Annotated in this window: 20 protein-coding genes; 6 read left to right on the forward strand and 14 right to left on the reverse strand. The window is 46.6% G+C overall.

Annotated features, from left to right (window positions below; all coding sequences use genetic code 11):
* Window positions 1-7 precede the first annotated feature (7 nt).
* Window positions 8-1,111 carry an efflux RND transporter periplasmic adaptor subunit gene (locus K0504_RS11900; RefSeq protein ID WP_220104415.1) on the reverse strand — a complete coding sequence of 368 codons (1,104 nt, stop codon included), beginning with the start codon at window positions 1,109-1,111 and terminating at the stop codon, window positions 8-10.
* A gap of 432 nt (window positions 1,112-1,543) precedes the next feature.
* On the opposite strand from K0504_RS11900, the gene K0504_RS11905 reads away from it, so the two are divergent.
* Window positions 1,544-2,200, forward strand: coding sequence for a lamin tail domain-containing protein (locus K0504_RS11905; RefSeq protein ID WP_220104416.1), 657 nt, complete (start codon window positions 1,544-1,546; stop codon window positions 2,198-2,200).
* Entirely contained in the window at window positions 2,197-4,110 is a 1,914-nt protein-coding gene (locus K0504_RS11910; RefSeq protein ID WP_220104417.1) for an ExeM/NucH family extracellular endonuclease, read from the forward strand. Before K0504_RS11905 ends, K0504_RS11910 begins: the two co-directional genes overlap by 4 nt.
* Window positions 4,111-4,205: 95 nt before the next feature.
* Here K0504_RS11910 and K0504_RS11915 read toward each other — a convergent pair whose 3' ends face one another.
* The 9 genes from K0504_RS11915 to K0504_RS11955 form a co-directional block, all read right to left on the reverse strand.
* Window positions 4,206-4,508: a hypothetical protein gene (locus tag K0504_RS11915; protein ID WP_220104418.1), complete on the reverse strand. Its 303-nt coding sequence runs from the start codon at window positions 4,506-4,508 to the stop codon at window positions 4,206-4,208.
* A gap of 125 nt (window positions 4,509-4,633) precedes the next feature.
* Window positions 4,634-5,251, reverse strand: a complete 618-nt coding sequence (locus tag K0504_RS11920; RefSeq protein ID WP_220104419.1) for a fumarylacetoacetate hydrolase family protein — start codon at window positions 5,249-5,251, stop codon at window positions 4,634-4,636.
* Window positions 5,252-5,430: 179 nt separating this feature from the next.
* Entirely contained in the window at window positions 5,431-6,723 is a 1,293-nt protein-coding gene (locus tag K0504_RS11925; protein WP_220104420.1) for a hypothetical protein, read from the reverse strand.
* Window positions 6,724-7,148: 425 nt separating this feature from the next.
* On the reverse strand, window positions 7,149-8,939 hold the full coding sequence (locus K0504_RS11930) for a DEAD/DEAH box helicase (protein ID WP_220104421.1): 1,791 nt from the start codon (window positions 8,937-8,939) through the stop codon (window positions 7,149-7,151).
* A gap of 268 nt (window positions 8,940-9,207) precedes the next feature.
* Window positions 9,208-10,254, reverse strand: coding sequence for a MalM family protein (locus K0504_RS11935; RefSeq protein ID WP_220104422.1), 1,047 nt, complete (start codon window positions 10,252-10,254; stop codon window positions 9,208-9,210).
* Window positions 10,255-10,402: 148 nt separating this feature from the next.
* A complete protein-coding gene (lamB, locus tag K0504_RS11940) occupies window positions 10,403-11,713 on the reverse strand; it encodes a maltoporin LamB (RefSeq protein ID WP_220104423.1) in 1,311 nt (436 codons plus the stop codon).
* A gap of 574 nt (window positions 11,714-12,287) precedes the next feature.
* Window positions 12,288-12,740 (reverse strand): flavodoxin domain-containing protein, encoded by a 453-nt coding sequence (locus tag K0504_RS11945; protein WP_220104424.1) that lies wholly within the window; start codon window positions 12,738-12,740, stop codon window positions 12,288-12,290.
* 18 nt (window positions 12,741-12,758) lie between these two features.
* Window positions 12,759-13,517 (reverse strand): tRNA pseudouridine(65) synthase TruC, encoded by a 759-nt coding sequence (truC, locus tag K0504_RS11950; protein ID WP_220104425.1) that lies wholly within the window; start codon window positions 13,515-13,517, stop codon window positions 12,759-12,761.
* On the reverse strand, window positions 13,507-13,827 hold the full coding sequence (locus K0504_RS11955) for a YqcC family protein (RefSeq protein ID WP_220104426.1): 321 nt from the start codon (window positions 13,825-13,827) through the stop codon (window positions 13,507-13,509). The genes truC and K0504_RS11955 overlap by 11 nt, the downstream gene beginning before the upstream one ends.
* Before the next feature lie 98 nt (window positions 13,828-13,925).
* Here K0504_RS11955 and K0504_RS11960 point away from each other — a divergent pair, with 98 nt between their 5' ends.
* Both K0504_RS11960 and K0504_RS11965 read left to right on the forward strand, forming a co-directional pair.
* On the forward strand, window positions 13,926-14,927 hold the full coding sequence (locus K0504_RS11960) for a DUF3549 family protein (RefSeq protein ID WP_220104427.1): 1,002 nt from the start codon (window positions 13,926-13,928) through the stop codon (window positions 14,925-14,927).
* Window positions 14,928-15,097: 170 nt separating this feature from the next.
* On the forward strand, window positions 15,098-16,732 hold the full coding sequence (locus K0504_RS11965; protein ID WP_220104428.1) for a methyl-accepting chemotaxis protein: 1,635 nt from the start codon (window positions 15,098-15,100) through the stop codon (window positions 16,730-16,732).
* Between the two features lie 830 nt (window positions 16,733-17,562).
* On the opposite strand, the gene K0504_RS11970 is transcribed toward K0504_RS11965, so the two are convergent.
* Window positions 17,563-18,666 carry a hypothetical protein gene (locus tag K0504_RS11970; protein WP_404823006.1) on the reverse strand — a complete coding sequence of 368 codons (1,104 nt, stop codon included), beginning with the start codon at window positions 18,664-18,666 and terminating at the stop codon, window positions 17,563-17,565.
* 63 nt (window positions 18,667-18,729) lie between these two features.
* Entirely contained in the window at window positions 18,730-19,974 is a 1,245-nt protein-coding gene (locus K0504_RS11975; RefSeq protein ID WP_220104430.1) for a TraB/GumN family protein, read from the reverse strand.
* Between the two features lie 568 nt (window positions 19,975-20,542).
* Between K0504_RS11975 and K0504_RS11980 the strand changes: the two genes are divergently transcribed.
* Window positions 20,543-21,463 carry a DM13 domain-containing protein gene (locus tag K0504_RS11980; protein WP_220104431.1) on the forward strand — a complete coding sequence of 307 codons (921 nt, stop codon included), beginning with the start codon at window positions 20,543-20,545 and terminating at the stop codon, window positions 21,461-21,463.
* 187 nt (window positions 21,464-21,650) lie between these two features.
* Here the strand turns inward: K0504_RS11980 and K0504_RS11985 are convergent, their stop codons facing one another.
* On the reverse strand, window positions 21,651-22,685 hold the full coding sequence (locus K0504_RS11985; protein ID WP_220104432.1) for a flagellar basal body FlgE domain-containing protein: 1,035 nt from the start codon (window positions 22,683-22,685) through the stop codon (window positions 21,651-21,653).
* 438 nt (window positions 22,686-23,123) lie between these two features.
* Here K0504_RS11985 and K0504_RS11990 point away from each other — a divergent pair, with 438 nt between their 5' ends.
* Window positions 23,124-24,878, forward strand: coding sequence for a hypothetical protein (locus K0504_RS11990; RefSeq protein WP_220104433.1), 1,755 nt, complete (start codon window positions 23,124-23,126; stop codon window positions 24,876-24,878).
* Between the two features lie 230 nt (window positions 24,879-25,108).
* On the opposite strand, the gene K0504_RS11995 is transcribed toward K0504_RS11990, so the two are convergent.
* The gene (locus K0504_RS11995) at window positions 25,109-26,470 is read right to left on the reverse strand and encodes an amidohydrolase family protein (RefSeq protein WP_220104434.1); all 1,362 of its coding nucleotides are present in this window, start codon (window positions 26,468-26,470) and stop codon (window positions 25,109-25,111) included.
* Window positions 26,471-26,544 lie beyond the last annotated feature (74 nt).

Raw genomic sequence — 26,544 nt, forward strand, 5'->3', positions numbered from 1 at the left:
TCTCCCGTTAGATACCACGTTCGCGGATCCACTCGCGAACCACCATATTTTCTGAAATTTCATCAACACCCGTGGTCGCGATTTGATCGCCTGCCGAGAGTTCTCCGGAAATCCGAATGCCTCGTTGCGCATTGCCTAGAACTTTTACTGGCACTGCGTGAGCCTGCATCGTATCTGGCGCAACACGCCATACTTGGGTGGCGCCACTCTCTGATTCAAAGACGGCAGTTTTTGGAACCACATAGTATTCAACTTGTAACGGATCAAGCGGCGCCAGATCGACATCGACTTGCGCAGTCATTCCCGTAGTCACGTTGAATTCAGTTGGTGTTGGCAGTGTTAAAGTGACTTTAAAGCTCAGTGTTTGCGGATCGGCTTCTGTTTCGACTTCACGAACTGTTGCCATAAACCGATAGCTGGGCTGTGCGACGAAACGAACTTCGGCCTGCAAATTGAGAAAAAATTCACGCGTAAACTGAGTGACAATATGCTGTGGAATTTGAATATTCACATCCGTCATGCCATCAGCCTGGACGCTAATGATTTGAGCCTTGGCTTGAACGTAATCAAAGTTTTCAACTGCCGTTCGAGAGACAACGCCATCGAAAGGAGCTTTTAAATAGGTATAGCCGACATTCGCCTCTGTTTGCTCTAACAAAGCTTGGGCTCGCGACAAGGTTGCTCGATTTTCATCGTGCATGCGTTGGCTAACCAATTGATCTTTAACAAGCCTCTCGGTACGTTTAAATTGAACTTCAGCTAGCTCAAAATGAGCTTTCGCCTTATCTCGCGTTAATTCGTACTCAATCGGATCTAACCTTGCCAGCAAGTCACCCTGCTTGACATGCTGGCCGGCAATAGCTGGCATTTCTACGAGTTGCCCCGGAACACGAAAAGCGAGCGTGGTACGCATGCTCGCTTCTGCTTGCCCCTGAAAGGTTCGAATGCTTCGTTCACCTGGAGCTCCTAATCGCTTCATTTTTACTGGGCGAATAATATTATCGGTCACTGCGGTTTCATCGGTGTTGGCGTATGCCAACGGTAGATGAGCCGACAGCACCACTGCTGCGCCAGTCACCAGACCTGTACAGATCTTGCGAAATTGCGTCATATCAATAGCCTGCCTTTTTGAAAAATATGATCCATCAACTTAGATAAGATAGTGGAAACTGAAAATTTTGTAAGTAATTAAACGACAAAACAAAAATTTTTGTAATTTATGTTCTAACAATAAATTTATCAGTGAATTAGAAGCAAGCTTTATCGCTAAAATCCACAAAGATTTAACTCATTTGCCGCGAAATTTTTTAGCATTCAACAATCAATAAAATTTCATTAAATTTAATTTAGCGCTGTCGAATTAAGATTCGGTCGCCGATCAAACAACGTTTGCCCTTTTCTCGTCACATAACTCACACCGTAAATTCATCTCTCTGCAACGAAAAATCCATATCGGCCACTTACCTTAGTGCCCGACTCTCTGCGCTTGGCTTCAAACAATTCGCAGCTCTCTGTTAACCCCTAATACACAAGGATTTGTTCTATGTTTAACCGCAACCGCCTCGCGGCTTTCATTGCGTGCGCTATTGCGCCGCAAGCTGCCGCAACGGTATTTATGTCTGAGTACATTGAAGGCGCCAGTTACGATAAAGGTATTGAAATATATAACGCTGGTAATAGCGATGTGGACTTGAGCAGTTACCAGATCAAGGTGTTTTTCAACGGCAACAGCACAGCTTCAACCTCCATCTCTCTCGATGGCACGCTCGAAGCTGGCGAGTTCTTCTTGTACGCGCATAGTGATGCTAGTTTCGCCAGCGCTGCTCAGCTCACTTCGGGAGCAAGCCTGTTTAACGGTGATGATGCGGTGGTGCTATATAACGGTGATACCGTGGTGGACTCCCTTGGCCAAGTTGGATTCGATCCTGGTTCAGAATGGAGCGTTAATGGCGTCGACACTCAGAACCGAGGGCTACGCCGACTAGCCGTGACGACGGATACCAACATCAGCGATGAGTTTGATCCCAGCGAACAATGGCAAGCATTCGACAATGAAGATTTCTCTGATTTGCTCGCCTTTAACGGCGACGGCGGCACTGGTGATGGCGGTAATGATGACGAAGACCCTGGCAATGGTGAATCAATGTTTGTGGTGGTTCCGCACCAGCAATTGGTGAGCTGCAAGGCAGCGGCTATGTGACACCTTATGACGGCCAACTTGTTGAAGTTGAAGGCGTGGTGACGGCCATTGTGGAAAGCCAAAATGGTTTTTACCTACAAGATTTTGGCGATGGCGATATCACAACATCCGACGGTATTTTTGTGTTTACCGGCTCTGCAAGTTTTGATTTAGCAGAAGGTGATGAAATTCGCCTGAGTGGTTATGCGGGTGAATATTACGACAACAGCCAGTTATCCAGCATTAATGAGTTAGTCCATTGTGGTAGCAGCAGCCTGCCTACACCATATGACGTTGTGTTACCGGTCGACGATGCATTAGCACTTGAAGCGCTAGAAGGCATGCGCGTTCAACTGAGCGACTTGACCGTCAATGAAGTCTATAACTTGGGTCGTTACGGCGAAGTATTACTGGCCAATGGTCGCCGTTGGATCCCAACGCAAATTGCCACCCCAGGGGACGAATCACAAGCCATTGATGCTCAAAATGAACTCAACAAATTGCTGTTGGATGATGGTTCCACAGCCCAAAACCCTGCTAATGTCCCGTTTCCAACTGGAGGCCTCAGCGCTGACAATACATTGCGTGTCGGCGACACCGTCGACAGTGCCGTAGGGGTCATGTACTACAGCTATTCGGAATATCGCGTTTATCCGACCTCAGATGTTGAATTTTCGGCGACAAATCCGCGTACCCTTGCTCCTGAAATATTAACGGAAGGCAACCTAAAGGTCGCTAGCTTTAATGTATTGAATTTCTTCAACGGCGATGGTGAAGGCGATGGGTTCCCTACTGCTCGCGGCGCTGAGTCTGCAGAAGAATTGAGTCGCCAATCAGCCAAACTCATTGAAGCGATGGTTACGCTCGACGCCGATATCATTGGCGTAATGGAAATTGAAAACGATGGCTATGGCGAGCTATCAGCCATTGCCGAGTTAACTAACCTACTCGCCACCGCCAGCGGTCAAAACTGGGCGTTTATTGATGCCGGCGGCCCCATTGGCACCGATGAAATCGCGGTCGGTTTGCTTTACCGTCCAGACGTGGTCTCGCCTGTTGCTGAGCCGCAGATTTTAACAAGCGAGAATTCACCTATCGACGATGACGGCGTGGCGCTTTTCAATGACCAGAAGAACCGCCCAGCGTTGGCACAACAGTTTCAGCTAGACAATGAAGCCAGCCTTGTCGCAATCGTCAATCACCTTAAATCAAAAGGCTCTGCTTGCGGTGACGGTGATGATGACAGCACCACTGGCCAAGGCAACTGCAACCTCACGCGGACTCGAGCAGCACAGGCGCTTGCTCAATGGACAGAGCAACAATTTGCCGAGCAAGCCGTGTTAATCATGGGCGACTTGAATGCTTATGCCAAAGAAGATCCCATCACCACTCTCGAACAAGCAGGCTTCCAGCAAGCCAGTGAAGTGCTCGGTAAAGAAAACAGCTACAGCTATGTGTATAGCGGTGAAACCGGCCAACTTGACCATGCGTTGGTGAATGAATCGCTAGCCTCTACACTAATCGATGTGACCGAGTGGCATATCAATACCGATGAGCCTAAAGCACTCGATTACACGCTGAGCTACAAATCGATCGAGCAGCAAGATTTATTTTACGCCGCCGATGCCTATCGCTCATCCGATCATGACCCAGTGGTTGTAGCGTTTGATATTGCAGCGCCTGACGCGACTCCAACCGCTCGATTCCAACTGGTGAGATTAGGCCGTATTTTTATTGCTATATCGCGAGCATACGATGAAGAAGATGGCCTGCGAGGCTTACAGCACCAATGGCAAGTCAACGGCGCTGATGCTGGCAGCTACCGATGGGTGATGGGCCGTATTAACCGACGAGACGCCCTGGAAGTCACCTTGACGGTAACAGACTCGGCCGAACAAAGTGACAGCCTGACGAAGCTTAGCCAACGCTAGAACTGAAAAGGGCTTGCCATGCAATTAGCACAGCAAGCCCTTGTTTGATTATCGGTTGCCAATCGTGATGGCAAAATCCTGAAGCTTTGGTAAGGCTACTTTTTAGTTGCCGGCGCCGCCGATGTGTCAGCTTTTGGTTTAGCCGGTGCTTTCGGTTTCGATTTAGCTGAGGTCGGAGCCCCTTTCGAATCACCTTGTTTCCCACTGACATCAATATTCTTCTTTTGCATTTCTTTCATCACGCGCTGGCGAAAATACAGCGGCAATTTATTCATCAAAATAATGGCAAACAAAAAGAAAAAGAACAGCGCCCAAGCATTGATCCCTTCACCTTCGTGCATCACCAGAAAATAAATGGAGACAAACAGGCCAGAAGCGCAAAATTTAATCCAATACATACTTAGCAGTCCAAATAGCGTGATCGGCGAACAGATGCCTTGATGCCCCGTTCTGGCCGCACATCATAACAAACCCAAGCCAGTACCAATAGCCATGAGCACAGTACTTACTTAGCTGCAAACAACTAGGGTTGTGCCGGCCAATGCTGGCTTAGCACGCATTGTTCGCCCACAAATAACTTAACTTGGTAGTCCTTACCCGCCTCCACGGCTCCAACGCCTTTCGGCGTCCCAGTCATCACAACATCACCATCTTGCAATGTCATAAAGCTCTGCAACTCAGCGAGTATTTGTGGCGGCTTGTACATCATCAGAGCCGGCTCACCGTATTGGCGACGTTCATCATTCACCCAAAGTTCAAAGCGCAGCTCATCAGGTACATGATCAAGTGCAACAAAGTCACTAAGAACCGCCGCACCATCAAACGCCTTTGCTCGCTCCCAAGGTAAGCCTTTCGCTTTCAATCTGGATTGTAGGTCGCGCTTCGTAAGATCAAGGCCGACACCAACCCCTGCAATTTGACCTTGCTGAATCAATAAGCAAAGCTCAGCTTCATAATGCAAGGGTTCACCTTGATGCTGACTGTGTAAGGTCTTGCTAATGGCCGAGTTAGGTTTGCAAAACACCACCATGTCATCGGGAATTTCATTGCCGAGCTCTTTGATATGTTCGACATAGTTTCGACCTATACAGGCCAGTTTGTTGGGCGTGTTGTGTACGAGGGTAAGCAAGGTTGTTTTCATAAGCGGGTGGCAAATTTTAAGCGTGGGGTAAAGAATACAAGAGTTAGCTCACAAGTGGTGCTTAATTTGCGCCAAAAAGGGCTCATCATTCGAGTAAAAAATGCTTATAAAAAAACCGCATGCACTACAAGAGCATGCGGTTTCATCTCAAACGCGTGCGTTAGCCACGCGCGACAAAATTATTCATATTTTTGCTGAATAACTTCTGCTTCATAAGTTGAAGCATTGTAGCCATCGGCGTCTGATAATGAATAGTTTCTATCATAACTTTCATAGTCATCTGAGAACTGAACTGCTGTACCAGCTGCATCAGAGTATAGATAGAAATCATCGATATAGTAACTGCCGGTTGGAATAGTTGAACCGCTATCACCTACCTTGAACTGCACAGTTTGAACACCGCCAGAAAGAGTATCCCAAGCAGTAGAGCCATTGGCTGGCGTTGGAGTATAAGTGATTGGGGTGCCGTCATTAATAGTCAAAGTAACTTCTCGAGCGCTTGTATCCCAAACAACTTCTACGTCATTCCAAGTGCGGAAAGTGAAGGTATCAGGAACAGCAGTTTCACTATCGCGAATAATGAAAGCTTCGCTCTGAATACGCAGATCCAACAGGGCGTTGCTGTTACTGGTAGAAGTACCGTAAAGGGTGATGTAGGCGTCCTTCGCGTTGCCATCGGTATCCATTACATCTTCTTTATTAAAGCGAACCGTCAGCTTACCGTTGGTGATCATGTCTGACGAGCTCATTTTGTAGCGCAGCTGCCCACCTTGGGATGTAGAAGTATCAGAGAACTCAACAACATTGTTGTCAATATTTGGGCCTGTATCGCTACCATCTTCAACTGGGTCGGTAGCATCAGAAACAATAGTTTCTTCCACTCCGGCATCATCGGTGTAGTCAACTTGCACGGTCAACACTTTATCCACATCGGCAGTATCGATGATGTAGCTTTGCTCTACCGCATTATCGATAGCAACGTCATCAGCTAACCACTGGTACATGAACTCAGAGGTTTCAGTACCGGCAATGTCAGTAACACTAGCAGTTACTGTGTCACCAACAATAGGCACATCAAACGAATCATCTACTGGCGTTAAGGTAATCGTTACTACGCCGGCTTCATTCGCAACAATTTCTGCAGTGCGTTGAGTTTGAATATCTTCAAACGTATTGCCGCGGTCGGTGTATTGAACGCCTACACGAATGGTTTTGCCCAACTCAGCTTCGGTCAGTGTGTATTCGCTGCCGGTTACACCGCTTAGAACTTGATCGTCGGCTGTCCAAGAGTAAGTTTCTGTACCAATCTGATAACCATCAGAGTCATCAATAGTTACAGACATTGTTACACCAACAACTGGATTGCCATTCAGCGTTGCGGTACCGCGCATGTTGCCGACGCTATGGTCGGTATCGCCGCTACAACCAGCCAAAGCCATAGCAATGGCAGAAAACAGTAATGTTTTTTTCATTCTAAATTATCCCTTGGAAGCCTTTTGCTGTGCTCAGCCACCTTGGCAGAACAACCAGCAAACTCATACAAACCAATAGCGTTCTAATAATCGATTATTGGCATTACCAATAAACACCCTGAATACTCTAATTTGATTAACCAAATTGGTCAGCATATTTATCAAAATTGTAACCAATACTGTGATCAATGTCTTTGACTAGCACTCCACTGGTGGGATTTAGCAGCAGCATATTAATTTAAGACATGAATAAACCAATCAAATTATTGGTAATACCAATCGTTAACCTATGATTTATATGTAACTCACCAAATGAGCCTATTGGAAGCTACTTGCCGTAATTTTACCAATTAGCAAAGGGCCACGAGAAAGGAAATATATAGGTAGGAAAGAAAAAAGCACCGCTTTCGCAGTGCTTTAATTGGTCAGAACTTTTTGCTATCGCTTCGCTTTCGCTTATCAAATTTGCGAGGTCGATCACCACCTTCTTTACGGCGGAAGTTGCCCTGATCCGGTCTTGGTTTACGACCAGTTTTCTTAACAAATTCACCTTCAGCAACTTTGATGTGCAGTGGCTTGCCAAGGATTTTTACGTTTTTGAGGTGATCAAATACATCGTCAGGCATGCCTTTAGGCAAATCAACACGAGACACATCATCACTAATCTCAATGGCACCAATGAAGCGACTCTCAATGCCAGCTTCGTTGGCAATAGCACCAACAATATGCTTTGGTGAGACGCCATGCTCATAGCCCAGTGAAATTTGGTAGGTTTGCATATCGGCATCGTCATGACGTTGGCGAGGTTTGCGTTCACGGCGTTCACCGCGTGAATCACGGTCTCGGCCACGACCAAAATCGTCACGCTCTCTCGGTTGGCGCTGCGGGCGATCTTGCAGGAACAATGGCGAGTCACCCTGAACCATTTTCACTAATGCAGACGCAATTTCCAACGGCGGTACATTGTGCTCATCTTGGTATTGCTCAATGATTTCTTGGTATTTGGCCAATTCAGCCTCATCAATACCAAGACTTTCGGTAATGCGATCTTTAAAGCGTTGAATACGGATATCATTAACAGCATCCGTGGTAGGCAACTGCATCAATTCAATTTGTTGACGCGTTGCACGCTCAATCGATTTCAACATACGGCGCTCGCGCGGCGCAGCAAACAAAATAGCTTCACCACTGCGACCAGCTCGGCCAGTACGACCAATTCGGTGCACATACGCTTCAGTATCGTAAGGAATGTCATAGTTCAGTACGTGACTAATGCGTTCAACGTCCAAACCACGAGCCGCAACGTCAGTGGCAATCAGCACATCAACATCACCGGATTTCAGGCCTTCAACAGTGCGAACACGCGCTTGCTGTGGCATATCACCATTTAGAGCAGCAGCAGCATAACCACGAGCACGTAATTTTTCTGCCAATTCTTCAGTCGAGTTTTTAGTACGAACAAAGATGATCATACCGTCAAATGGTTCAGACTCTAGAATACGCGTCAACGCATCGAGTTTATGAAGGCCACTTACCATCCAAACGCGCTGACGAATCGTCGAGGCGGTTTGAGTCTTCACTTTAATAGTGACTTCTTTCGGATCATTTAAATAGCGTGTTGCAATGCGCTTAATTTCTTTTGGCATCGTGGCCGAGAACAAGGCTGTTTGGTGCTCTGCAGGCAATTGCTCTAAAATCCACTCAACATCATCAATAAAGCCCATGCGTAGCATTTCGTCAGCTTCATCAAGTACCAGTGTTTTCAGCTCGGTTAAATCAAGTGTGCCCCGACGCATATGATCCATCACACGGCCCGGCGTACCAACAACAACCTGAACACCACGCTTCAATGAGCGGATCTGACTGCTGTAGTTTTGGCCGCCATAGATTGGCAACACGTGAAAACCACGTCGGTGAGCGGCATACTTTTGGCACGCTTCAGCAACCTGAATGGCCAATTCGCGAGTAGGAGCAAGAATCAACGCTTGTGGTTTACGAGCATTGACATCGATATTGGCAACTAACGGCAACGCAAATGCTGCGGTCTTCCCTGTACCGGTTTGTGCTTGCCCCAGCACATCGTGTCCATTCAACACATGAGGAATGGTCGCCGCTTGAATTGGCGAAGGGGTTTCATAACCTACTTCCTGTAGGGCTTTAAGAAGGTGATCGGGTAAGCCCAGATCAGCGAAACTCGCAGTGGGTTGTTCTGACATTAACGCGCCTTAAGAGAAAAATACGTGAATGGAGTGTTCTTGCACCGCAAGACATGTATCCAATTAGCCTAGTCGCCACCAGAAAAGCTGCACATTAAGTCGCGGAGTGGGATGACCGGGGCGCGGAGTATAACCGGATCCATGTCACAAATATAGCTCTGTTCCGAGAGGGCTGTGTAAAAAGTGTACCGCAATCGGTACGGCTAGGGACGGGAAAGAATAAGAGGAAGCGTGGCTAAGTGGGCACTTAGCCACGCAAGAGCATCGATTATTTGAGTGATTTCACCGCATCAACGAACGCTGAACGAGCTGTTTTAGAACCGGCTCGCTCGGCTTCTTCTACCAGTCGCATCGCCGCGTCAATGTCACCATCGTCAACTTTGGTCGTGATCAATTGATTATAGAAAGCTTCTGTTTCAGGCAACATATCAACCGCCGCAGGACGAGCAACCGGGGTTTGCATGCCAGGCGTTGGAGAGCGTTGCAGATCGCCACCAGAAGCGGGCTGTACCGGCACAACAGACATACCACCAGCGGTTGCCTCACTTCCTGTGACCTGCACACCCTGAGTAGCTTGCTGAAAAGGTGCTTCTTCAACACCAAACCAAGAGTTCACTGTATTGCCGATACGTGATAGGAAATCTGCATTTGATTCTACCGTTCCCGAGCGCAGTTCAACATTGATTAAACCGCCCGGAGAATGGCGAGCAATTGGATCGGCAATATCGGGTGGAACCGTATTACTTCGCTCAGCTGCAAGCTTTGCAGGGTGAATCATTTGTGTTTGCCCAGCCATGTCCGCTGGCGTGGTCAAGATCACCATGTAGTATTCGGTTTTGGGGTTATCTAAATATGAGCGCTCAATCGTAAATGATAGATCGAGCGAATCGTAATCCAACATTTCAGCAGGTGTGTAGCGAGCAGCGGCAGCAGGAATCACTCGAACAGGCTGTCGATTAGCGTCTAGTAATAAAGCAGCAGGAGCGAATACTGATTTCTTGGCCCGGCTTTTTATGTAGACAGAAAAGGTAGGCACATTGTCTGGCAACTTAATAGCTGCAAAGTAGCTTTTACCACTTGGAAAAGAATAGGCGGGCGAGTTTGCGTCAATCATCAAATCAACGATGCCATCAATGGCCATGGGCTGAAATGAAAACTCAGCAATACTGGCACAGCAGTCGTTCGTTTGACTCAGAGACGAAACCAACTCACTTGCTGAAGGCTCATCATACGCGGCAGCAGGGGCAACCGAACCTAAAAATAAACTAGCGGCTAGAAAGCCAGTCGCTACCAAAGAAAACTTATTTCGAGTCACACAACTCCCCTCAACAAAACATCCATCTAGGTAATCTAGATTAGAACGAAAATATTATAATTAGCTCATGAAAGCTAAAGAAAAAACCCCCGAATAGCAAGGCTAGCGGGGGTTTTGCTTAAAACCTTAATAAGGTTTTATAGAAGGCTTACCACCAAGCTTCCATCTGAGCACCGATGCGTAGGTTGCCATCGTCATCACGTGCTTCAGCTTGGTCGCCAAAGAATGCACCAGCATACAAGCGGATGCTTGGACGAGACCAGAAACTTGGACCTGCAGACCACTCTTGAGCAACCACGATTTTAGACAAATCGTTTGAGTCACCGCTGCTTACATCGTCTTCTTCAGTGTAGCCAACTTCAAGCGTGGTTTTCATCACGTCATCCCACTTATACATAGGACGGAATACAACGCTCATACGAGTTGGTTCATCTTCGGCAAGCGTATCGTCGAACGTTTCTGCCGCGGCGTACATGAAGGAGTAACCCAACTCAATTTTCTCGCCTAGGTTAACCACACCCCAGTCGATGATACGGAATGAAGATTCTTTCGAGCCGCCCCACCAAGGTGTAGACAACGTAGATTCACCACCGTGGTTGTCATACGCTGAGTCACCCATAGAGTCAGCTGCGTATTGAACAACAATCTTGTTAAAGCCACCCATCAAACCGTGAGTGATTTCAGCCGTTAAGAAATAACCGTCTTCGTCATCGTAACCAGCGTCATCTTGAGTTTCAGTCAAGTCAGCCCAACCATAGATTGCGGCAACTTCTAACGATGCGCCTTCCCATAATTGAATGCCCGAATAACGAACGTCCAATTTGTTGTTTTGAACGATGTCATTTGAGTAATCAACAGTGCCGTCACTAACGTGCTGATCCATGTTAATCCAAGCAACAGAAAGTTTACCCGCGCCCAACTCAATATTTTCCAAACCAACACCGTAGCCTGAGTTGTTCAGGTAGTACCAATCCATAATGTGGATGTCTTTACGTTGGTAGAAACGCTTACCAGCCCAAAGAGTTGCTTCTGGTGCAAAACCTACAACGCCTTCAGCAGCCGCATAGGCTTGACGCATAGACCAGTCACCACCGCGCCAAGCATTGACTTCGCCATCATTGTCGCTGTTCGCTGGGTTGTTATAAGTGCTGTTCCACTGAGCTGAGTTACCTTGAAAATCATTTTCGGAAGTAAATACAGGCATGAACTCAACGCGGAATTTTTTACCACCTTGGTTATAGAGTTCTTGACCGAATTGCAATTCAACGTAGGTATCACATTCATCAGCAAGACGACCAGCTAGGTGACCGGCACCACCGCTGCCGTAACAAGTTTGCTCACCACCATCATCAGTTGTAGACATACCTGCGCGAGCATAACCGTGAAAATCCACTGCCATAGCGCTTGCAGATAGAAGGACTGCAGACACAGCTGCAGAAAGTGCTTTGATTTGAGTCATGATGACTTCCCTTATCAGTTGTATTGAAAAGCCGCAGCTTTTCACTATTACCCATTTACGTGTGCGAAAAATTTCTCGCTCAACGCCCCCCAAGGGGCAACCACCTTTTAGGTGGTGTCATTTTTATTGTTACAGCGACCGTAGCCATCGCTCGCTGCACTTTTACTGTGCGTAACTATCGGTTACGACAGTGAAAGATAGTTCAATTCACCGTCCTGTCAGGTAAATTGAGATTTTTTTTCAGTTATTCGTGAACTTTTACACTTTTTAACTGTCAACGGTTTCAGTCTGATGACAATTGCATGTGATTGGTTCTTATTTTTTTCCGCAGTAGAACAGCAAATATCAAGCGCTGACTTCTGCACAACAAGGTGTTAGTAAGTTGTAGTTCAACTTGTTAACGGCGCTGATAGTAGAGGTGGGCCGCCCCATCATCCGTGACGGCCGTCACATTTAATTAGCATCTGGGCAGCCGTTGTTACCAAGATGTGGCACAGCTCAAATAGAAAACGGTCTCACAACTGCACCACTTTGGCGCAATGTGAATTACCCAAAATATTGCCCCTCAATAGCCTCAACTCAGCGCATCAAAAAACTCAGCCAACCAGAGTTTTGCCCCATTCATAGGTTCAAAATCTTCAGTCGCATCAATGGTCAGCATAGGGACGAGTTGAGGGCTACCAAGCTCCAGCAATAAATTATGTATCTGCTCGCCAGCACCACAGAAGCTATCAACGTAGCTAGAGTCACCCATTGCGATAACGGCTGTTTTTTGTTGATCTAACATTGGAAAAACAGACTGTAACTCACTAAAAAACAACTCAATGTTAGGTGGTAAGTCACCTTGCCCTGTGGTTGATGTCACGATCAGCCAACAATCAGCTTGAGATGACTGAACCGGAGCTAACGCTGCGTCTTCAAAGATTGTCACTTCAACATCGTGCTGTTTTGCTTGTTCAGCAATTTGCTCTGCTAAGTTAGTTGCTCCGCCAAATACGGAACCAACAACAATGGCTAATTTGGTCATGATTTTACGGTTGTCCTTCTAATAAATGGCGTGATTAATTTGGCTCGGCCAGTTCAGTGATGCTTGTAAACGCTGCCACTCGGGCGGCAGCGGTGCGATTAATTCAAGTAATTTACCGCTTATCGGATGTTCAAATGTTAATGATTTAGCGTGCAACATAAGTCGGTGGCACCCCGAATGCTCGGCAAAAGCTCTATTCTGGCGACCATCACCATGGGTGGTGTCACCAATAATCGGGTGCCGCAGGTGCGCTAAGTGACGGCGCAATTGATGTTTTCTGCCCGTTTCAGGCTCCAGTTGCAACCAAGTAAAGCGCGAACTTTGATAACGCCCTGCCGCATAAGGCAACTCTAAATGAGCAATCGCCTGATAATGAGTAACGGCCGCCTGCGCAGCTTTATCAAGTTGTGCTTTGCTATCAGTCGTTTTGTCTAATTCTTCTTTTAGTGGGTAATCGATGGTGCCGTGCCCAAATAACCAACCGCGACACAAAGCTAAATACTGCTTGTGCATTTGCTTTGCCTGAATCAACTCGCTCATTTGGCGCGCGACATCAGCGCTTAATGCAAAGACTAGCAGGCCGGAGGTTGGCCGATCGAGCCGATGAACAGGGTAAACATGGCAACCTAATTGATCGCGGAGCAATTGCATCGCAAACCATTTTTCCTTGCGTGCTAATGCCGTTCGGTGCACCAGTAAACCACTTGGCTTATCAATAACCGCGAGCGAATCATCACGATAAACAATGGGTAAGTGCGGGGGCGTGTCAGCAATCATCTATAGCTCGCAGCAATTCAATCAAGGTTTGCTTTGCTGCCAACTCATGTTGATAAGTTTGCTCAGCCAACGGCGCAATTCCTATGGTTACAGGCAACGGCTGTTCGGCTTGGATCAACGCGCCCATTTTTGGAATAAAAATAAACTGCAACCATTGCGGTAACGTAAGCGTGTCGACGCAAAATGGTTCTCGACTGGCAAGCGCTTGTGGGCTCGGCGGTTCGCGTTGCCAAAGCGACAAGAGCTGCAACTCTTGAGTCAACTTGACCAGTAACTGCGCCATCTGCTGATGCCGGGTACCAAAGGTCATAAAAGATCCAAATAAAAAAGATGTGGTGACAGATTTTGCCAATGATGGCACATCACTTACAATGCCCCGCCAATAGAAACTCCAAGCAAAGCCGAATTATGAGCACCATAGATCAAGTTTTGACCTTAGGTAACTGCCAGTACAGTGTTTACGATATGGGCCGTGTTATTCGGCGTATTGATAAACAGAACTTTGTTGACTTTGAACAGGGTGCAGCCCCCTACCCTTACCCCATTCAGGGACATGCCTGTTTTGCCGTTGTATTTTCAAAACCTGACCAAGTTCATACGCCATATTTGTGGTTGCTTAAATTGCCCTTGGATGAAGTTAGCAAGCTTGTATTCGCGGCTCGCGATGATTTTTTGCGTATGGTTATCGAAGCACTGGGCCAAGATATTGCCAATGCCGAGATAGATACCGAAGCACTCAACAACCATGCTTATTCATTAAAACCATCAATGGAAAAGTTGGCCGTATTGAACGCTCGCATTCGCGCCAAATTACATCAGCCAGCATCAATCTACTACGAGTCAGCCCACAATTATTTCACCCAGTATCCTTCCGAAACAGGTTGGCAAGCCATCGGTTTTCAAGGCATCGCTGATTTAGTTGAACGAATGGACAAAGCCACTGCACAACAATTATCTGAGCTGCTCGATCAGTTGCCCGAACCTGCATTTTGCGCGTTATCACAATGCCTGGAGCATTGTCAGTTGCCGCCATCGTTGCAGCTCGCCTTACTGGGTTTGCCCCCTTCAAAACGCGACCCATTTTGGCTGCGCTCACTAACGGGCGGCCAAGTTAAAGCGCTTACGCCAGTCATTTCGGAGTTGCTCGACGCTTCACCATCGGTTGATATGCTGATCACCTTATGTGCGCGTCACTGGCAGCAGTTCAGCAATGCCGAGCAGGTTCACAAACTGCTCGAATCCGTCGTCGCTTGCCCACAAGGCCATGAGGTATTTACCAGCCTAGTTGCCGATTTGTCCGCATTGCCAGAATGCCGAGATGCAGCGCTAACCGCCTTGCGCGCTCCAAATCGTTCAGCTGCTCTCGCGGCCGCTATTGGTCAACTGTTTCAACAGCTAGCCCGCCCATAAAGTCAGTCGGTAGACATTGCGTTTAGGTGTGGCGCCCAAGCATAACGGGGGCCACATGTAGATTTTGCAGCAAGCATCACCCAATCAGGCTTTTCCTTTGGTATTAAATGGATAAGTCGCTTTTCACTGCTAGAGTTAAGTCCAACCTTTATTTAAGCAGCAGGTGATGTATGGGATGGCTCCACAATTTGCGCTTCATGGCGAAGCAAATGTTCATTGCAGCGATTTTCGGGTTAGCGATTGTCATATTGATTGCTGTTACCGTGAATGCAACCAAGCAAATGGGCAACGATACCAAGGAAGTAACGAATAGCATTTTGCCACGCATTAATTTGTTGTTGCAGGCCGATCGCGACTTATACCAATCGATCTTGGCCGAGCGCACCTTAGTCACGATTTCTGACTCAGATTCAGCCTACCGCGGATTACAGCAACAGCATCAAGAAAACATTCAACAAGCCGCCGACCGAGTTAAGCAAGCACAAGCATTGGCAACCGATAGCGCACAAGTGCAGCGCTACCAAACGTTTCAATCCGAGCTATCACAATGGCAATCAACCTCTAGCCGAGTATTACGCACCGCCCAATCAGATCAGCAATCCGCTCAAGCCATGAGCATCAATGAATCAACCCAACAATTTGAACGTGCCCGAGGTTTAATCGATCAGCTCACAGAGCTGACTGAACAAGAAGCCACTGCCAGCATTAGCCACTCGGAGCAAACTCGCCAGCAAGCCACATTAACCATATGGGTGGTGGCGATCTCCGGTATGTTAGTTGCCTTTAGTTTGGTGTATTTCACAGCAGCAAGTTCGGCATCGGTATTGCGCGATGTACGCGACCGTATTAAAGATATTGCCGAAGGCGAAGGCGACTTAACGCATCGCATCGAAACAAAAGGCAAAGATGAAGTTGCCGAACTTTGTTTGGCTTTTAATGCCTTTATCGAAAACCAAGCTGGCATCATCGGTCATATCAAAGGTGCCATGACAGGGCTTAACAACGAACTTGGAGAAGCCACACAACATATCAGTAGAGCGCAGCAAGCCACCTCAAATCAGCAAAACGAAAATGATCAAATTGCCACCGCTGTAACCGAGATGGCAGCAACCGTTCAGGAAGTTGCTCGCAACGCCAATGATGCCGCGAATGCCACCCGCCAAGCAGATGGCGATGTTGATAATGGCCGAGCCGTGGTTAACAAAACCGTTGAAAGTATTGAAGAGTTAGTCAGCTTTATTGATAAATCAGCTCAGGTTATTCAACGAGTTGAAAGTGGCAGTCATGAAATTGGCACCGTTATGGACGTCATCAGTAGTATTGCCGAACAAACCAATTTACTGGCATTGAACGCAGCCATTGAAGCGGCCAGAGCGGGCGAACAAGGGCGAGGCTTTGCCGTGGTAGCCGACGAAGTGCGAACGCTGGCACAGCGAACTCAAGAATCAACAAGTTCGATTCGCGATATTATTGAACGCCTCCAAAGCGAAAGTGCCGCCGCCGTGCTCGCGATGAAAGCAAGTCAAAACGGCACTCAACAAGTTGTTGAATTTGCAGCGCAAACTGGTGACGTACTGGAGCAAATCAGTGTTGCCGTTAAGTCCATCGCCGACATGAATACGCAAATAGCTGCAGCTTCCGAAGAGCAGAGTAGCACCGCGGATCAAATCTCAGAGAATGGAGTACGTATTAAGCAAATCGCCGAAGAGACCTATGCGATTACTGTTGATGTCACAACCGCCAACGAGCGAGTTGGCCAACATACGGCAGAAGTGTCTCAGTTAGTTGGTCGCTTTAAGGTTTAGCGCCAACATCGAGAAATAAAACCCACACAACAAAAAAGCCGGGGCCTCTTCAAGCCCCGGCTTTGTAAGCATCCCACTTACTTCTCGTATCATTCATCCTGAACAATCCAGCGTCCATGCTGCCGCTTTCGCGTTCCATTTTCCCCTGTGATCATCCCGATCGCATCCTACCCAGTCCTTGTGGGCTTAGGTCTCCAAATCGTCCTGATTTGGTTGAGCATCCAACTCAATCAGCCGGCTCCTGCCGTTACTCCTGTAACTCCATCTTCCCTAACTGCGCTGACCTGTGATTAAGATACGCCCACCATTATTTTCAGCAATCACATCAAATCATTTACTAAATTGCCAACATTAAGTAACAAACCCAAGAAACCTACCATTATCAAGTAAAATCAATACATTACATTTAAAAATAGACTGTAAGCCAAGGAGATATCGATTGAATCACTTACAGTGACTGTGCGACATGTCTTACAGCCAACGGATCCTTTTACTATTTAAACTATAACAGTGAGTGGTGGAGAATAAGCTTGAGATTTAGTGGCATAGTGAGATTTTTTGTGGCCACTTAGTTTGTGATTTTTTTGGTTTCTTTGAGAGCGCCACATATCGTACAGCAACTATCGGCTAACGCTTGATCACACCTGATACCGAGGAGTGCTTTAGCTCACTAAGAATTAGGTACTAACGCGGGAAGTTATAGCAAGGACGGTTTGAAACAGGCCACCGCTAATGCATTTACGGACATTTTCGCTTTAGAAATTGGCCATCAACTAAGAATATAAAAAGCTAATGCACATTAGCACTATGATACCTAGATAATAGCCATTTTATAAACCACATGCTGAGTCGTGATGTAACCTAGCAGCATGCAAGCTATGGTCAACCTCTCCAAAAACTTCTCCTTGCTCTACAAACGTGATGAGCAACAAGCCATCCTTTAAGCGATGGGGTGAGACCTTTGCAATATTACCAACGCGCTTTTCAATAACTAATTCTTCGGGTCCCAACTCACCAGTGGAAGATACACATCGTCGCCAAAGAGAAAACACCTCGTTTTCTTTGCTATCGATGGAAGAGTAGTAAACATCAACCAGACCATCTTTTCGCTGAACAGGGGCTGCATCATGGACCTCTTCTACGCGATCAGTAATGGGAGTTTCGATTGTCCAATTTTTACCTTGATTTGACGACAACCTAAAATGAGTTCTCATTCCGTGCTTGTCGCCGCCCTGATAAGTAAACTGAGTTTGGAAAGTATAAATCAGCTCCGCAGAGGAAAACTGCGCGAGCGCAGGCATTGAGCCAACGCTGCCAATCTCAACCGCCTCGCCAAAGCTAACGCCATCATTGCTGATAGCTATCAACAACGAACAACAGCCTGGGTAAGGCTTAGAGCGGTAAACCAGCGCAACTTTCGAGTCGTCTAACAAATACCATTTGGGGGAACTAGCCGCAGCAATTGGTGTGGATAATGAAAGTAGTTGCTTATGAACTAGCTGGTTACTCTGCCATCGTGCTCTAAAGATGGTAGCTGGCTTAAAATAAGTAGACTCTGACTCCACAAAGTAAAACCACTCGGCTCCACTATGCACGACGCTACTTACTTCAGTTCTAAACTTTATGGTGGCGTCCTGCTCAATCGGCTTTGGTTTAGATGCTGAGATATAGCTTTTGTCTATCTTTAGTTGGCTGTATTTCAGTCTGCCACCGTATTTCTTCCAGTCATAACCATCAAAGTGGTCATAAATGAGAGTAATACCTTGTTCACCAAAAGTAGCTGCACTGTGAGTCTGCATTCCGGGAGGGTATTCGATTCGATGAATATCATTTTCCGATAATGGCAGGTCACTCTCACTTGCGAACGAGAATATTGACCACACGGCAAACATTGGCAATAGAACTAATTGAAAGATTACATTCACCGGCACCATCCTTGATATTAAGCTTTTATTGTTGTGAATTGTTCAACGCATTAAATTCCAACGAGCTAGTATTTATATATCGAGTTCTTTTTTGGACAACTGGGAGCCATCTGCCCCCGTAACAATGACCGTGTTGCGTCCTTGTTGAAGAAATACAGAAGTTGCTCCATCGGCCTTATCAATAACAATCCGATCAGAAGGAACTTCATCTGCTTTATCATGTAACAAAACTTCCACTAAGCAAGGTGCTTTGCCTTTGCAAATCGATGAGTCCATTTCTATGGAATGACGACCCAAGCTAGCCCATTCTGGGCGATTATTGTGAAATCGAGTTCTTGGCCAAAAGACTTCAATATCGCATTCTTTTTTTGGCTCGCACCAAAACTTTTCTCCATTAGAAAGCGCAACGGGCTCACTCGATAAATTTTTAGCGACATGTTTGTAGATAGGGCTTTCCAAATCTTGTCGACTTCTTTCGGTGTGCGAGACCTGATTGACCGTCAGTATTTCCAAACCAGTTAATTGCGATAATTTGCCAGCCAGCCAGTCTTTCTCATTGATGTGCGCGTAGCCAACATGAACAACGAGCTTCGCATCAGGATCTTTTGCAAATACTTTACCCTGAATCACTGACGCCGCATTGGTTTCCCGCTCCTCAGTGGTTTGGCTCTTATTTGGCAAATCATTGTCATAGCTAATGATTTGAAACCCCATTTCTTTAGCTTTCAAAATGAGATTGGCAAAGATTGGTTCTTGAGAATAAAAGCCACAATTTGGAGTTACATACGCTTTTTCAAGCTCTTGTTCACACTCAGGAAGAAACACTTCCGCTGCGAAATAGCGAAAGCCCTCATCCCATAGTTTATCGAGTAATCGATAAGTGAAAACACGGTGCTGAGCATTATGATGTGCTTCATTTAGCATCAAGATTGGGTAGTTGCTAGCGAGTTTTAGTATTTCTGGAGCGGCTGGCACTGCCGTGTAATTTGCTATTTCACTCGTTTCTCCCTCGTCCTTACCATATGTCGCATCCATCGCTTCAATGGCTTTGGAATGAAGCCCTGCTCGTGAATAACGCCAACTGAGGTCTTGCGTTAACATGCTATAGATAAAGAAGTCATCAGCATGTTGTTGAGCAAATTTTTCGACGATCGAAATCTGCTCAACTAAGGCTTTACCTTTGGTCATCTGGTGAGTCTGAGTGAAGAGTTGGTTTGCTTTTTCTAAATGTGAAATTTCTTCGCCATCATCCGAGTGCGATGGTGAAACCAGCGATATAAGTATGCAAAACGCAAAAGCTTTCTGAACTAACTTCATCTAAAACATCCCTATTTTGTAATCTACGGTGCTAGAACAATAAGCCCGTAGGATGTATTGAAAAACGCACCTATCCTGAGATCTAAAACTACCTTCCAGACTTCAATAGATTATTGAGTTGAATCAACCGGAACAAATTCATCAGAATTAGAGAATCGATAGCACTGAATGACGGCTTTTCTATTTATACTTCGATACTTCAGTACGGACGAAGGAAATCGAAACAAATTTTGAGGCCGTTCCGTTTTAGCAGGCATAGCACGTTTCTGGATCTCTATGAGTTACCACGGTGGATCTTGAGAGTCAGTCATTGAGAAGGACCTACCGAGCGACCTATTCGGCAATAGCAAAGTAGACAGGAAAGCAGCTTGTTGAAGTCTGCATTGTTTAACAACGCCCACACCAAACAAGGGCAGATCGTCCTTTCCCGAAATATTTTATCAATTACCTCGGTCTCAATTGTCAGCAAGGTGAATCCTGCACGCTCAAAGGGTTTGATTCTTTAGTCAGAACCCTGATGCAAATCAGGGTCAAGTTAGAGCAACATTCATTCAACTGGCAATAAATTATGAACAATAAACTATTAGCTTATCTTGGACTGTTCATCTCAAGCTTAATGTTGAGCGCTTGTGGTGGTGGAGGTGGGAGCGAATCGACCTCCTCTAATGCAGCACAAACCGAAAGCCCTACAATTTATACTGGCCGCTTTATCGACTCCGCAGTTATTGGCTTGAGCTATCAAACGGCAACTCAGCAAGGTCAAACGAATGCAGATGGCGAATTTAGCTATCAACTTAATGAAACGGTAACCTTTTCAATTGGCAGTATTACGCTCCCTGAAGTGACGGCCACTAACCTAATAACGCCGCTTGATATCTTTTCCACTGAAGACATCTACGACGATCAAGTTATTAACCTGATACGGCTGCTGCAATCGCTCGACAATGATCAAGATCCAACCAATGGCATCGTGCTTACCGAGGCAGTTCATACGATGGCAACGGGATTGGACTCTGATTTTAGCAACGAGTCGTATGAGCAATTACTTATGGATTTGTCGCTTGACGCAAATAACATGGTTACTACGCAAGATGCAGCCTTTCATTTTCAGCAAAGCTTAGATGAACTCAACATTAACTTCGTCAGTAATTGCGGCAATGGCCATGCAAAAGTTGGCCAAAGTGGTCATTTTCAAACCTATTCTCATAACGTTGCTGGTACTGCCACTTTTATCGATAACTGCACCATCGAAATAACAAACTTCGATTACGATGGCGAAGGCCCTGAAGTTTACTTCTACGCGGCGCTAAACAGCCAGTTTGATAGCCCCGACGCCTTTATCATTGGCGAGCGACTAACCGGCACAGTGTTTAGTAATGACACCTTGCAAGTCTCACTACCACAAGGGAAAAGCTTAGATGACCTTGATAGTTTAAGTGTCTGGTGTGTCGATTTTTCAGTTGATTTTGGCAGCCTAACATTTGACTAGAGGCAGCCGCTGAACCAGCCTACCCTTCACGAAAAAAGTCAGCCGTTACATCGCACTGTAGGTTGGGGCTGTTCCGTGCTGAACCAGCACATTAGTGGACAAAAGCGCGTTAGAAACTCACATGACAAAATCATTTAAAAAGGCAGCCGTTAGGCTGCCTTTTTGATTGTTTACGGTTGGCTTTCAATTACTCAGAATAAGTAACGGGCTGAATGTCACCGCCAGCGACGTGATGAAACTGGCCCGAATCTCCTGTTCTCATCCATACGCCCTCTGACACTTCAGTTAAGTCTTCAGGGTATTGAAAACCAGCCATTAGCAACTGACTCACATATCGCTCAGCACCATAGGCGTGAAGTCGAATTAAGCCATTGGATTCGATGTCCATCGAATCGTATTGATTGAACTGAACGCCATCTTGCTCCAGCTCGATAAGTTCAAACACGCCAAAAAGCGCGATAGATTCCGATAAATCAAGAGACAAAAATAGCTCATCAGAACCATTGTCGAATAGTACGCCTTCATACTCCAATAAACCGCCACCGGAGGTAACTGAGCCGTCATAATCCGCATCGTCGATATCTAACTCGCCTGATTCGTTGAAATCAAGCACTTGCGCTTCAACGGGCGTTAGCTCCACACAATCAATCAATGCACGAACTTCCCACGTAAAGGTATCGTCACTAACTTTGGCGAAGAAAAGGTCAACGTTGTGGCTTTCTCCTAAGCTGTCATAAGCATAAATTCTGTCAGTGGCAGTATATGAATCACTTTCAAAGCCACAGTCATCGGTTTCCACAAAAGGCACACCAATAGCCGAAGAATCAGCAGGCAAGCTGAATTCGGCTTCAATTATAGAAGTTGCCTGAGCAGTTGAATCACCATCAAAATCAACCTGAACCGCTTGCGCCGACGCCAGAGCCTCAGAATCCACGCTTCCATCGGCGTTGGCGGGCACACTCAATACATAATAGTTTTGCGGTGTGCGTAAATAGCCATCGGTATCAAAGCTAACGGTAATTGACGTTGTGTAGTAAAGAGTGGCGACATTGCTAGACGTTTGCTCGCTTGGTGCAATATCTGCGAGGGTAAAATAAGAATCGACCGAATTTGAGAAGAGTTCGAACGCCGTTCCTTCGACGCTTTCTACATTTGAAGAGTTGCTACCACCACAGGCACTAAGCGCTAGGCAAACTGCGGCCGCCAAAATTCCTTTTTGCATAATAAGTCCTTAATCCAAATTGTTTGAAATGAATCTGTTGCTCCACCAATGACTAAAGTTCACCAGCGAATAACGATGTTATTGACCGCCAGCACTTTAATTAAGTTCAATAATAAAGTCTTTATTTAGATCATAAAATTCAAAAACATCACACAAGTAGATTTCAACATAGAAACAATACGGCAAAGAATGTTGAAGCTAGCTGACTGGTTCACATTTAAAGGAAACGTCTCTACGAGTAGGAGCGCCGTAGCTCTAACATGAAATGGCGCAAATCTTGTGTGCTAACCGGAGCACCAAAATCAATGCCCCGATTTTATGCGCGGCAGGCGTTCCACATTCGCCGATACAGCATCAATTATTGGTATGACCGCTGGCGTGCATCGCAGACACATTTATAGTGACTACGCACTCTCACTTGAGCGGATGGAATTAGCCGTGTTCAATTTTTCTTTTAAAGCATCTAATCGACTAGCCCACGCGAGATTAGTACTTTGTTGTGTTGTTCTTGCCAGTTGTAGCCACAACCAACCGCTTCAGCAAGCCAATGAATCAGCAACCAGCCAGCACACGCAACAGCTCATAAGCCTTTATGGCCGCCAAGTTGATGATTCGCCATCCGCACCGCTTGTCGCTCTTGGTTCGGCAAACCAGCAGCTAACTTATGGGCGCTATGCAAACCGTCAAGATGATCGACGTGTTCATCTGCTGCCCGACTTTTCTTATGCTGGCTTTCATAAAGGCGGCATTGCTCTACCCGCCTACGATGAGTTGCCCATCGCCAAAACATTAACGCCGCAAACGGGCGACAATAGCCAACAAATCCAGCAGGCGATTGATGAAGTCTCTCGCTTACCACTCAATAGCCAAGGTTATCGAGGAGTGGTATTGCTCGAGAAAGGTCATTACTCGGTCAATCAACCGCTCATGGTGCGCGCAAGCGGCGTGATTATTCGAGGAGAAGGCCAGAGCGATAACGGCACCATCCTTACGGCCACAAGCACCGACCACCGAAGCACCTTGCTAACGTTCAGAGGCAAAGGCTCTGGGCGCCTTCCCAAAGCGGCTCCAGACGAGCGGAACACTCTTATCGTTCAACCGCTCGTCCCTGTCGGCTCTAACCAAGTGCAAGTCAGCTCTACGCTTGGTTATCAAGTTGGCGATGAAATTGCGGTGGTACGCACACCTAACGAGGTTTGGACCGGTAAATCAGGGCTTAATACCAAACAGTTTGGATGGCAGGCAGACCGCTACACCATTGCTTTTGAGCGCACGATTACCGCCATTGAAGGTGATCGCCTAGCATTCGACATTCCTATGGTCGATGCAATTGATGCGCAATTTGGCGGCGGCTATGTGTATCGTATCGATGTATCGGGCCGACTAACGCAAGTGGGATTGGAAAACATTCAGTTGCGTACAGTGACTCGCAATAATGTAAACGATGAACATCGTGGTTTTTATGGCGTCACACTGCGTGAAGTCCAGCACAGTTGGGTGCGCGATGTGACGGTGAAGTACTTTTCCCACGCCTATAACCTTCACATCGGTAGCCGTTTTAATACGCTGCAAGATATCGCATTTGTCGAGCCGAATTTTAGAGTGACCGGCGGTCGCCATTACGGCTTTAATATCAATGATGGCTCGCTGAATTTATTCCAACGCTGCTTCGCCTTAAAAGCACGCCACACCTTTGTTACAGGCTCTAGGGTCAGTGGCCCGAATGTGTTTTTAGATTGTACCGCGGTAGACAGTAACAATGATTCAGGCCCCCATCACCGTTGGGCAACAGGCACCTTGTATGACAACACTCAGGGCGCACAATTAAACGTACAAAACCGTATGAATTCAGGATCAGGCCATGGCTGGGCGGGTGCCCAACAACTGTTTTGGAATAGCGATCATGAATCGTATATTGTCCAGGCCCCTCCTCATGCGATGAATTGGGCTGTCGGCATTACGGGTGAAATTCACCGAGGCAAGTGGAGTAAACAAGAGCCCAACGGCATCATTCAGCGCCACCATCAGCCTCATCCAATTCGTAGCCTGTATTTGCAGCAGTTAGAAGAGCGCTTGGGCCATGACGCAGTCAAAGCGGTGACCATTCCTGTACAACGCCAAGGGCAGATCTGGCCGTTGCTTAAACAGTGGCAAGGCCGCACCGCAATGAGTGATTTCACCCAAGCGAACTGATCTCAGCCGCAATGTTGTAGTCATCCTCATGCGCTTAATTAGCTTTGCCGACAGGGTGTTGATTTGCGGGTTGAGCGAGGGCAAAGCGCAAACTGGATTTTCAAAAAAGAAATGGGCCTACTCGCAAGAGTGAGGCCTCGCTTTTGCTTGCGGGTTTCTGAGCGGAGCGGTTTGGGAAGGCATGAGCTTCTTCGACATGAGTTTCTTCAACATGAGCTTCTTCGGCATGCTCAAATAGCATCTATCAGCACGCTCAATTCTTGCCACAAACTCCGCCCTTCAATCGCGTTATTTCGCATTGTTTCCAGTTGTTCACGCGAATACCAACGACCACTTTTCACAACCGCTTTAGGCTCAGCTAATACCGCTAAGTCGTCAATTGGGTTCGCCTGCGAGTAGAGAAAATCTGCCCGATAGCCAGCTTCGATTTTGCCTAGCTGCTTTTCAAGTTTTAGCGCCTTAGCCGGATTAACTGTGGCTGCAGCCAATACCTCATAGGTGGTTAACCCAGATCGCTGTAATAAGCGCATTTCATTATGAGTTGCTAAACCGTGTGGCGACAGCAATACCCCAGAATCGGAACCCACCAACAAAGGCACGCCATCTTGTTGCAGAAATTTGGTGATTAACTTAAGAAACGCCAAGACTTTTTCATTATGGTCTGCCATTTTTTCAGAGGCATTTAGCCAGCGTTTGACCTGATTTCGCGATGCTTCCCAAGCGATGATATCGGAAGTGTAATCCGTTGGAATTTCATTTAAGAAATTGTCCTTGTCCCGGCTCAATCTGGTTAGCTGTTCATAAACATTGAGCGTTGGCGTGATGGGAACGCCGGTCTTTTTAATATCGGCAATAACGGGCCCTAGGCGTTCTTCATCGAATTGATATTGAAGTGGCCCTTGAAAAATATCTTCAACATGCTCAAACGATTGCAATCCATTGAGCACTGAAACATGCATATTCCCGGAACCATGAGGGCCGTGTTTAGCAACAGGCATTTGCAGTGATTGCGCCTCATCGATTAAATGCTCGAGGGACTGCACGCTTAAGTTGCCGTAAGCCTTAATCAGATCATATCCGTCGGCATGGTACTGTCGGACCGCGCTTCTAGCTTGCTCCCCAGTTGCCACGCCATGATGCAAATGCGCGCTCATGTAACCCGAGATGATGGGGCTACTCACCGTTGATGTGCTGCCTATGAGATCGCCAGAATTGATTTTGTCTCGCCAAACAAGCTGCTCTGGAACGCCATTCATTACTCGGACATGAGTGACTCCATGGCTCAAGGTCAGTACATAAGCCGCCTTTTCATACATGTGTACATGCATGTCAATTAGCCCAGGCGTGACGTAACCACCCGCACCATCAATCACCATTCGAACAGGCGTATTTTTAAGTGTGTCGGAATCCGATATGGATTCGATCATTCCGTTACTGACCGAGATGTTTTTGGATCGATGAATCGTTTGCCCTCCAACATCAATGATATTGACGTTGGTTAAAACAAAACTGGTTTGTGTCTGCTCAATTGCATTGGGTTGACCACTGCATGCAGATACCGATAACAGCAAAATGATATAGAGTAATTTCATGCCAAGCTCCTTAATAATGAGCTTTAGAAATTACCGCCATTGTGACCCCGAATCGTCCAACCCCTTGTTTTTAC

The organism is Neiella holothuriorum, from assembly GCF_019457915.1.
GTDB classification, from domain to species: Bacteria; Pseudomonadota; Gammaproteobacteria; order Enterobacterales; family Neiellaceae; genus Neiella; species Neiella holothuriorum.

Excerpts from the sequence above, each read along its gene's own strand:
- K0504_RS11930 (WP_220104421.1), bottom strand. The coding sequence starts at position 8,939 with ATGTCAGAACAACCCACTGCGAGTTTCGCTGATCTGGGCTTACCCGAT.
- K0504_RS11985 (WP_220104432.1), bottom strand. The coding sequence starts at position 22,685 with ATGCAAAAAGGAATTTTGGCGGCCGCAGTTTGCCTAGCGCTTAGTGCC.
- K0504_RS11925 (WP_220104420.1), bottom strand. The coding sequence starts at position 6,723 with ATGAAAAAAACATTACTGTTTTCTGCCATTGCTATGGCTTTGGCTGGT.
- K0504_RS11970 (WP_404823006.1), bottom strand. The coding sequence starts at position 18,666 with ATGGTGCCGGTGAATGTAATCTTTCAATTAGTTCTATTGCCAATGTTT.
- K0504_RS11915 (WP_220104418.1), bottom strand. The coding sequence starts at position 4,508 with ATGTATTGGATTAAATTTTGCGCTTCTGGCCTGTTTGTCTCCATTTAT.
- K0504_RS11975 (WP_220104430.1), bottom strand. The coding sequence starts at position 19,974 with ATGAAGTTAGTTCAGAAAGCTTTTGCGTTTTGCATACTTATATCGCTG.
- K0504_RS11955 (WP_220104426.1), bottom strand. The coding sequence starts at position 13,827 with ATGACCTTTGGTACCCGGCATCAGCAGATGGCGCAGTTACTGGTCAAG.
- K0504_RS11900 (WP_220104415.1), bottom strand. The coding sequence starts at position 1,111 with ATGACGCAATTTCGCAAGATCTGTACAGGTCTGGTGACTGGCGCAGCA.
- K0504_RS11995 (WP_220104434.1), bottom strand. The coding sequence starts at position 26,470 with ATGAAATTACTCTATATCATTTTGCTGTTATCGGTATCTGCATGCAGT.
- K0504_RS11945 (WP_220104424.1), bottom strand. The coding sequence starts at position 12,740 with ATGACCAAATTAGCCATTGTTGTTGGTTCCGTATTTGGCGGAGCAACT.
- K0504_RS11905 (WP_220104416.1), top strand. The coding sequence starts at position 1,544 with ATGTTTAACCGCAACCGCCTCGCGGCTTTCATTGCGTGCGCTATTGCG.
- truC (WP_220104425.1), bottom strand. The coding sequence starts at position 13,517 with ATGATTGCTGACACGCCCCCGCACTTACCCATTGTTTATCGTGATGAT.
- K0504_RS11980 (WP_220104431.1), top strand. The coding sequence starts at position 20,543 with ATGAACAATAAACTATTAGCTTATCTTGGACTGTTCATCTCAAGCTTA.
- K0504_RS11965 (WP_220104428.1), top strand. The coding sequence starts at position 15,098 with ATGGGATGGCTCCACAATTTGCGCTTCATGGCGAAGCAAATGTTCATT.
- lamB (WP_220104423.1), bottom strand. The coding sequence starts at position 11,713 with ATGACTCAAATCAAAGCACTTTCTGCAGCTGTGTCTGCAGTCCTTCTA.
- K0504_RS11920 (WP_220104419.1), bottom strand. The coding sequence starts at position 5,251 with ATGAAAACAACCTTGCTTACCCTCGTACACAACACGCCCAACAAACTG.
- K0504_RS11960 (WP_220104427.1), top strand. The coding sequence starts at position 13,926 with ATGAGCACCATAGATCAAGTTTTGACCTTAGGTAACTGCCAGTACAGT.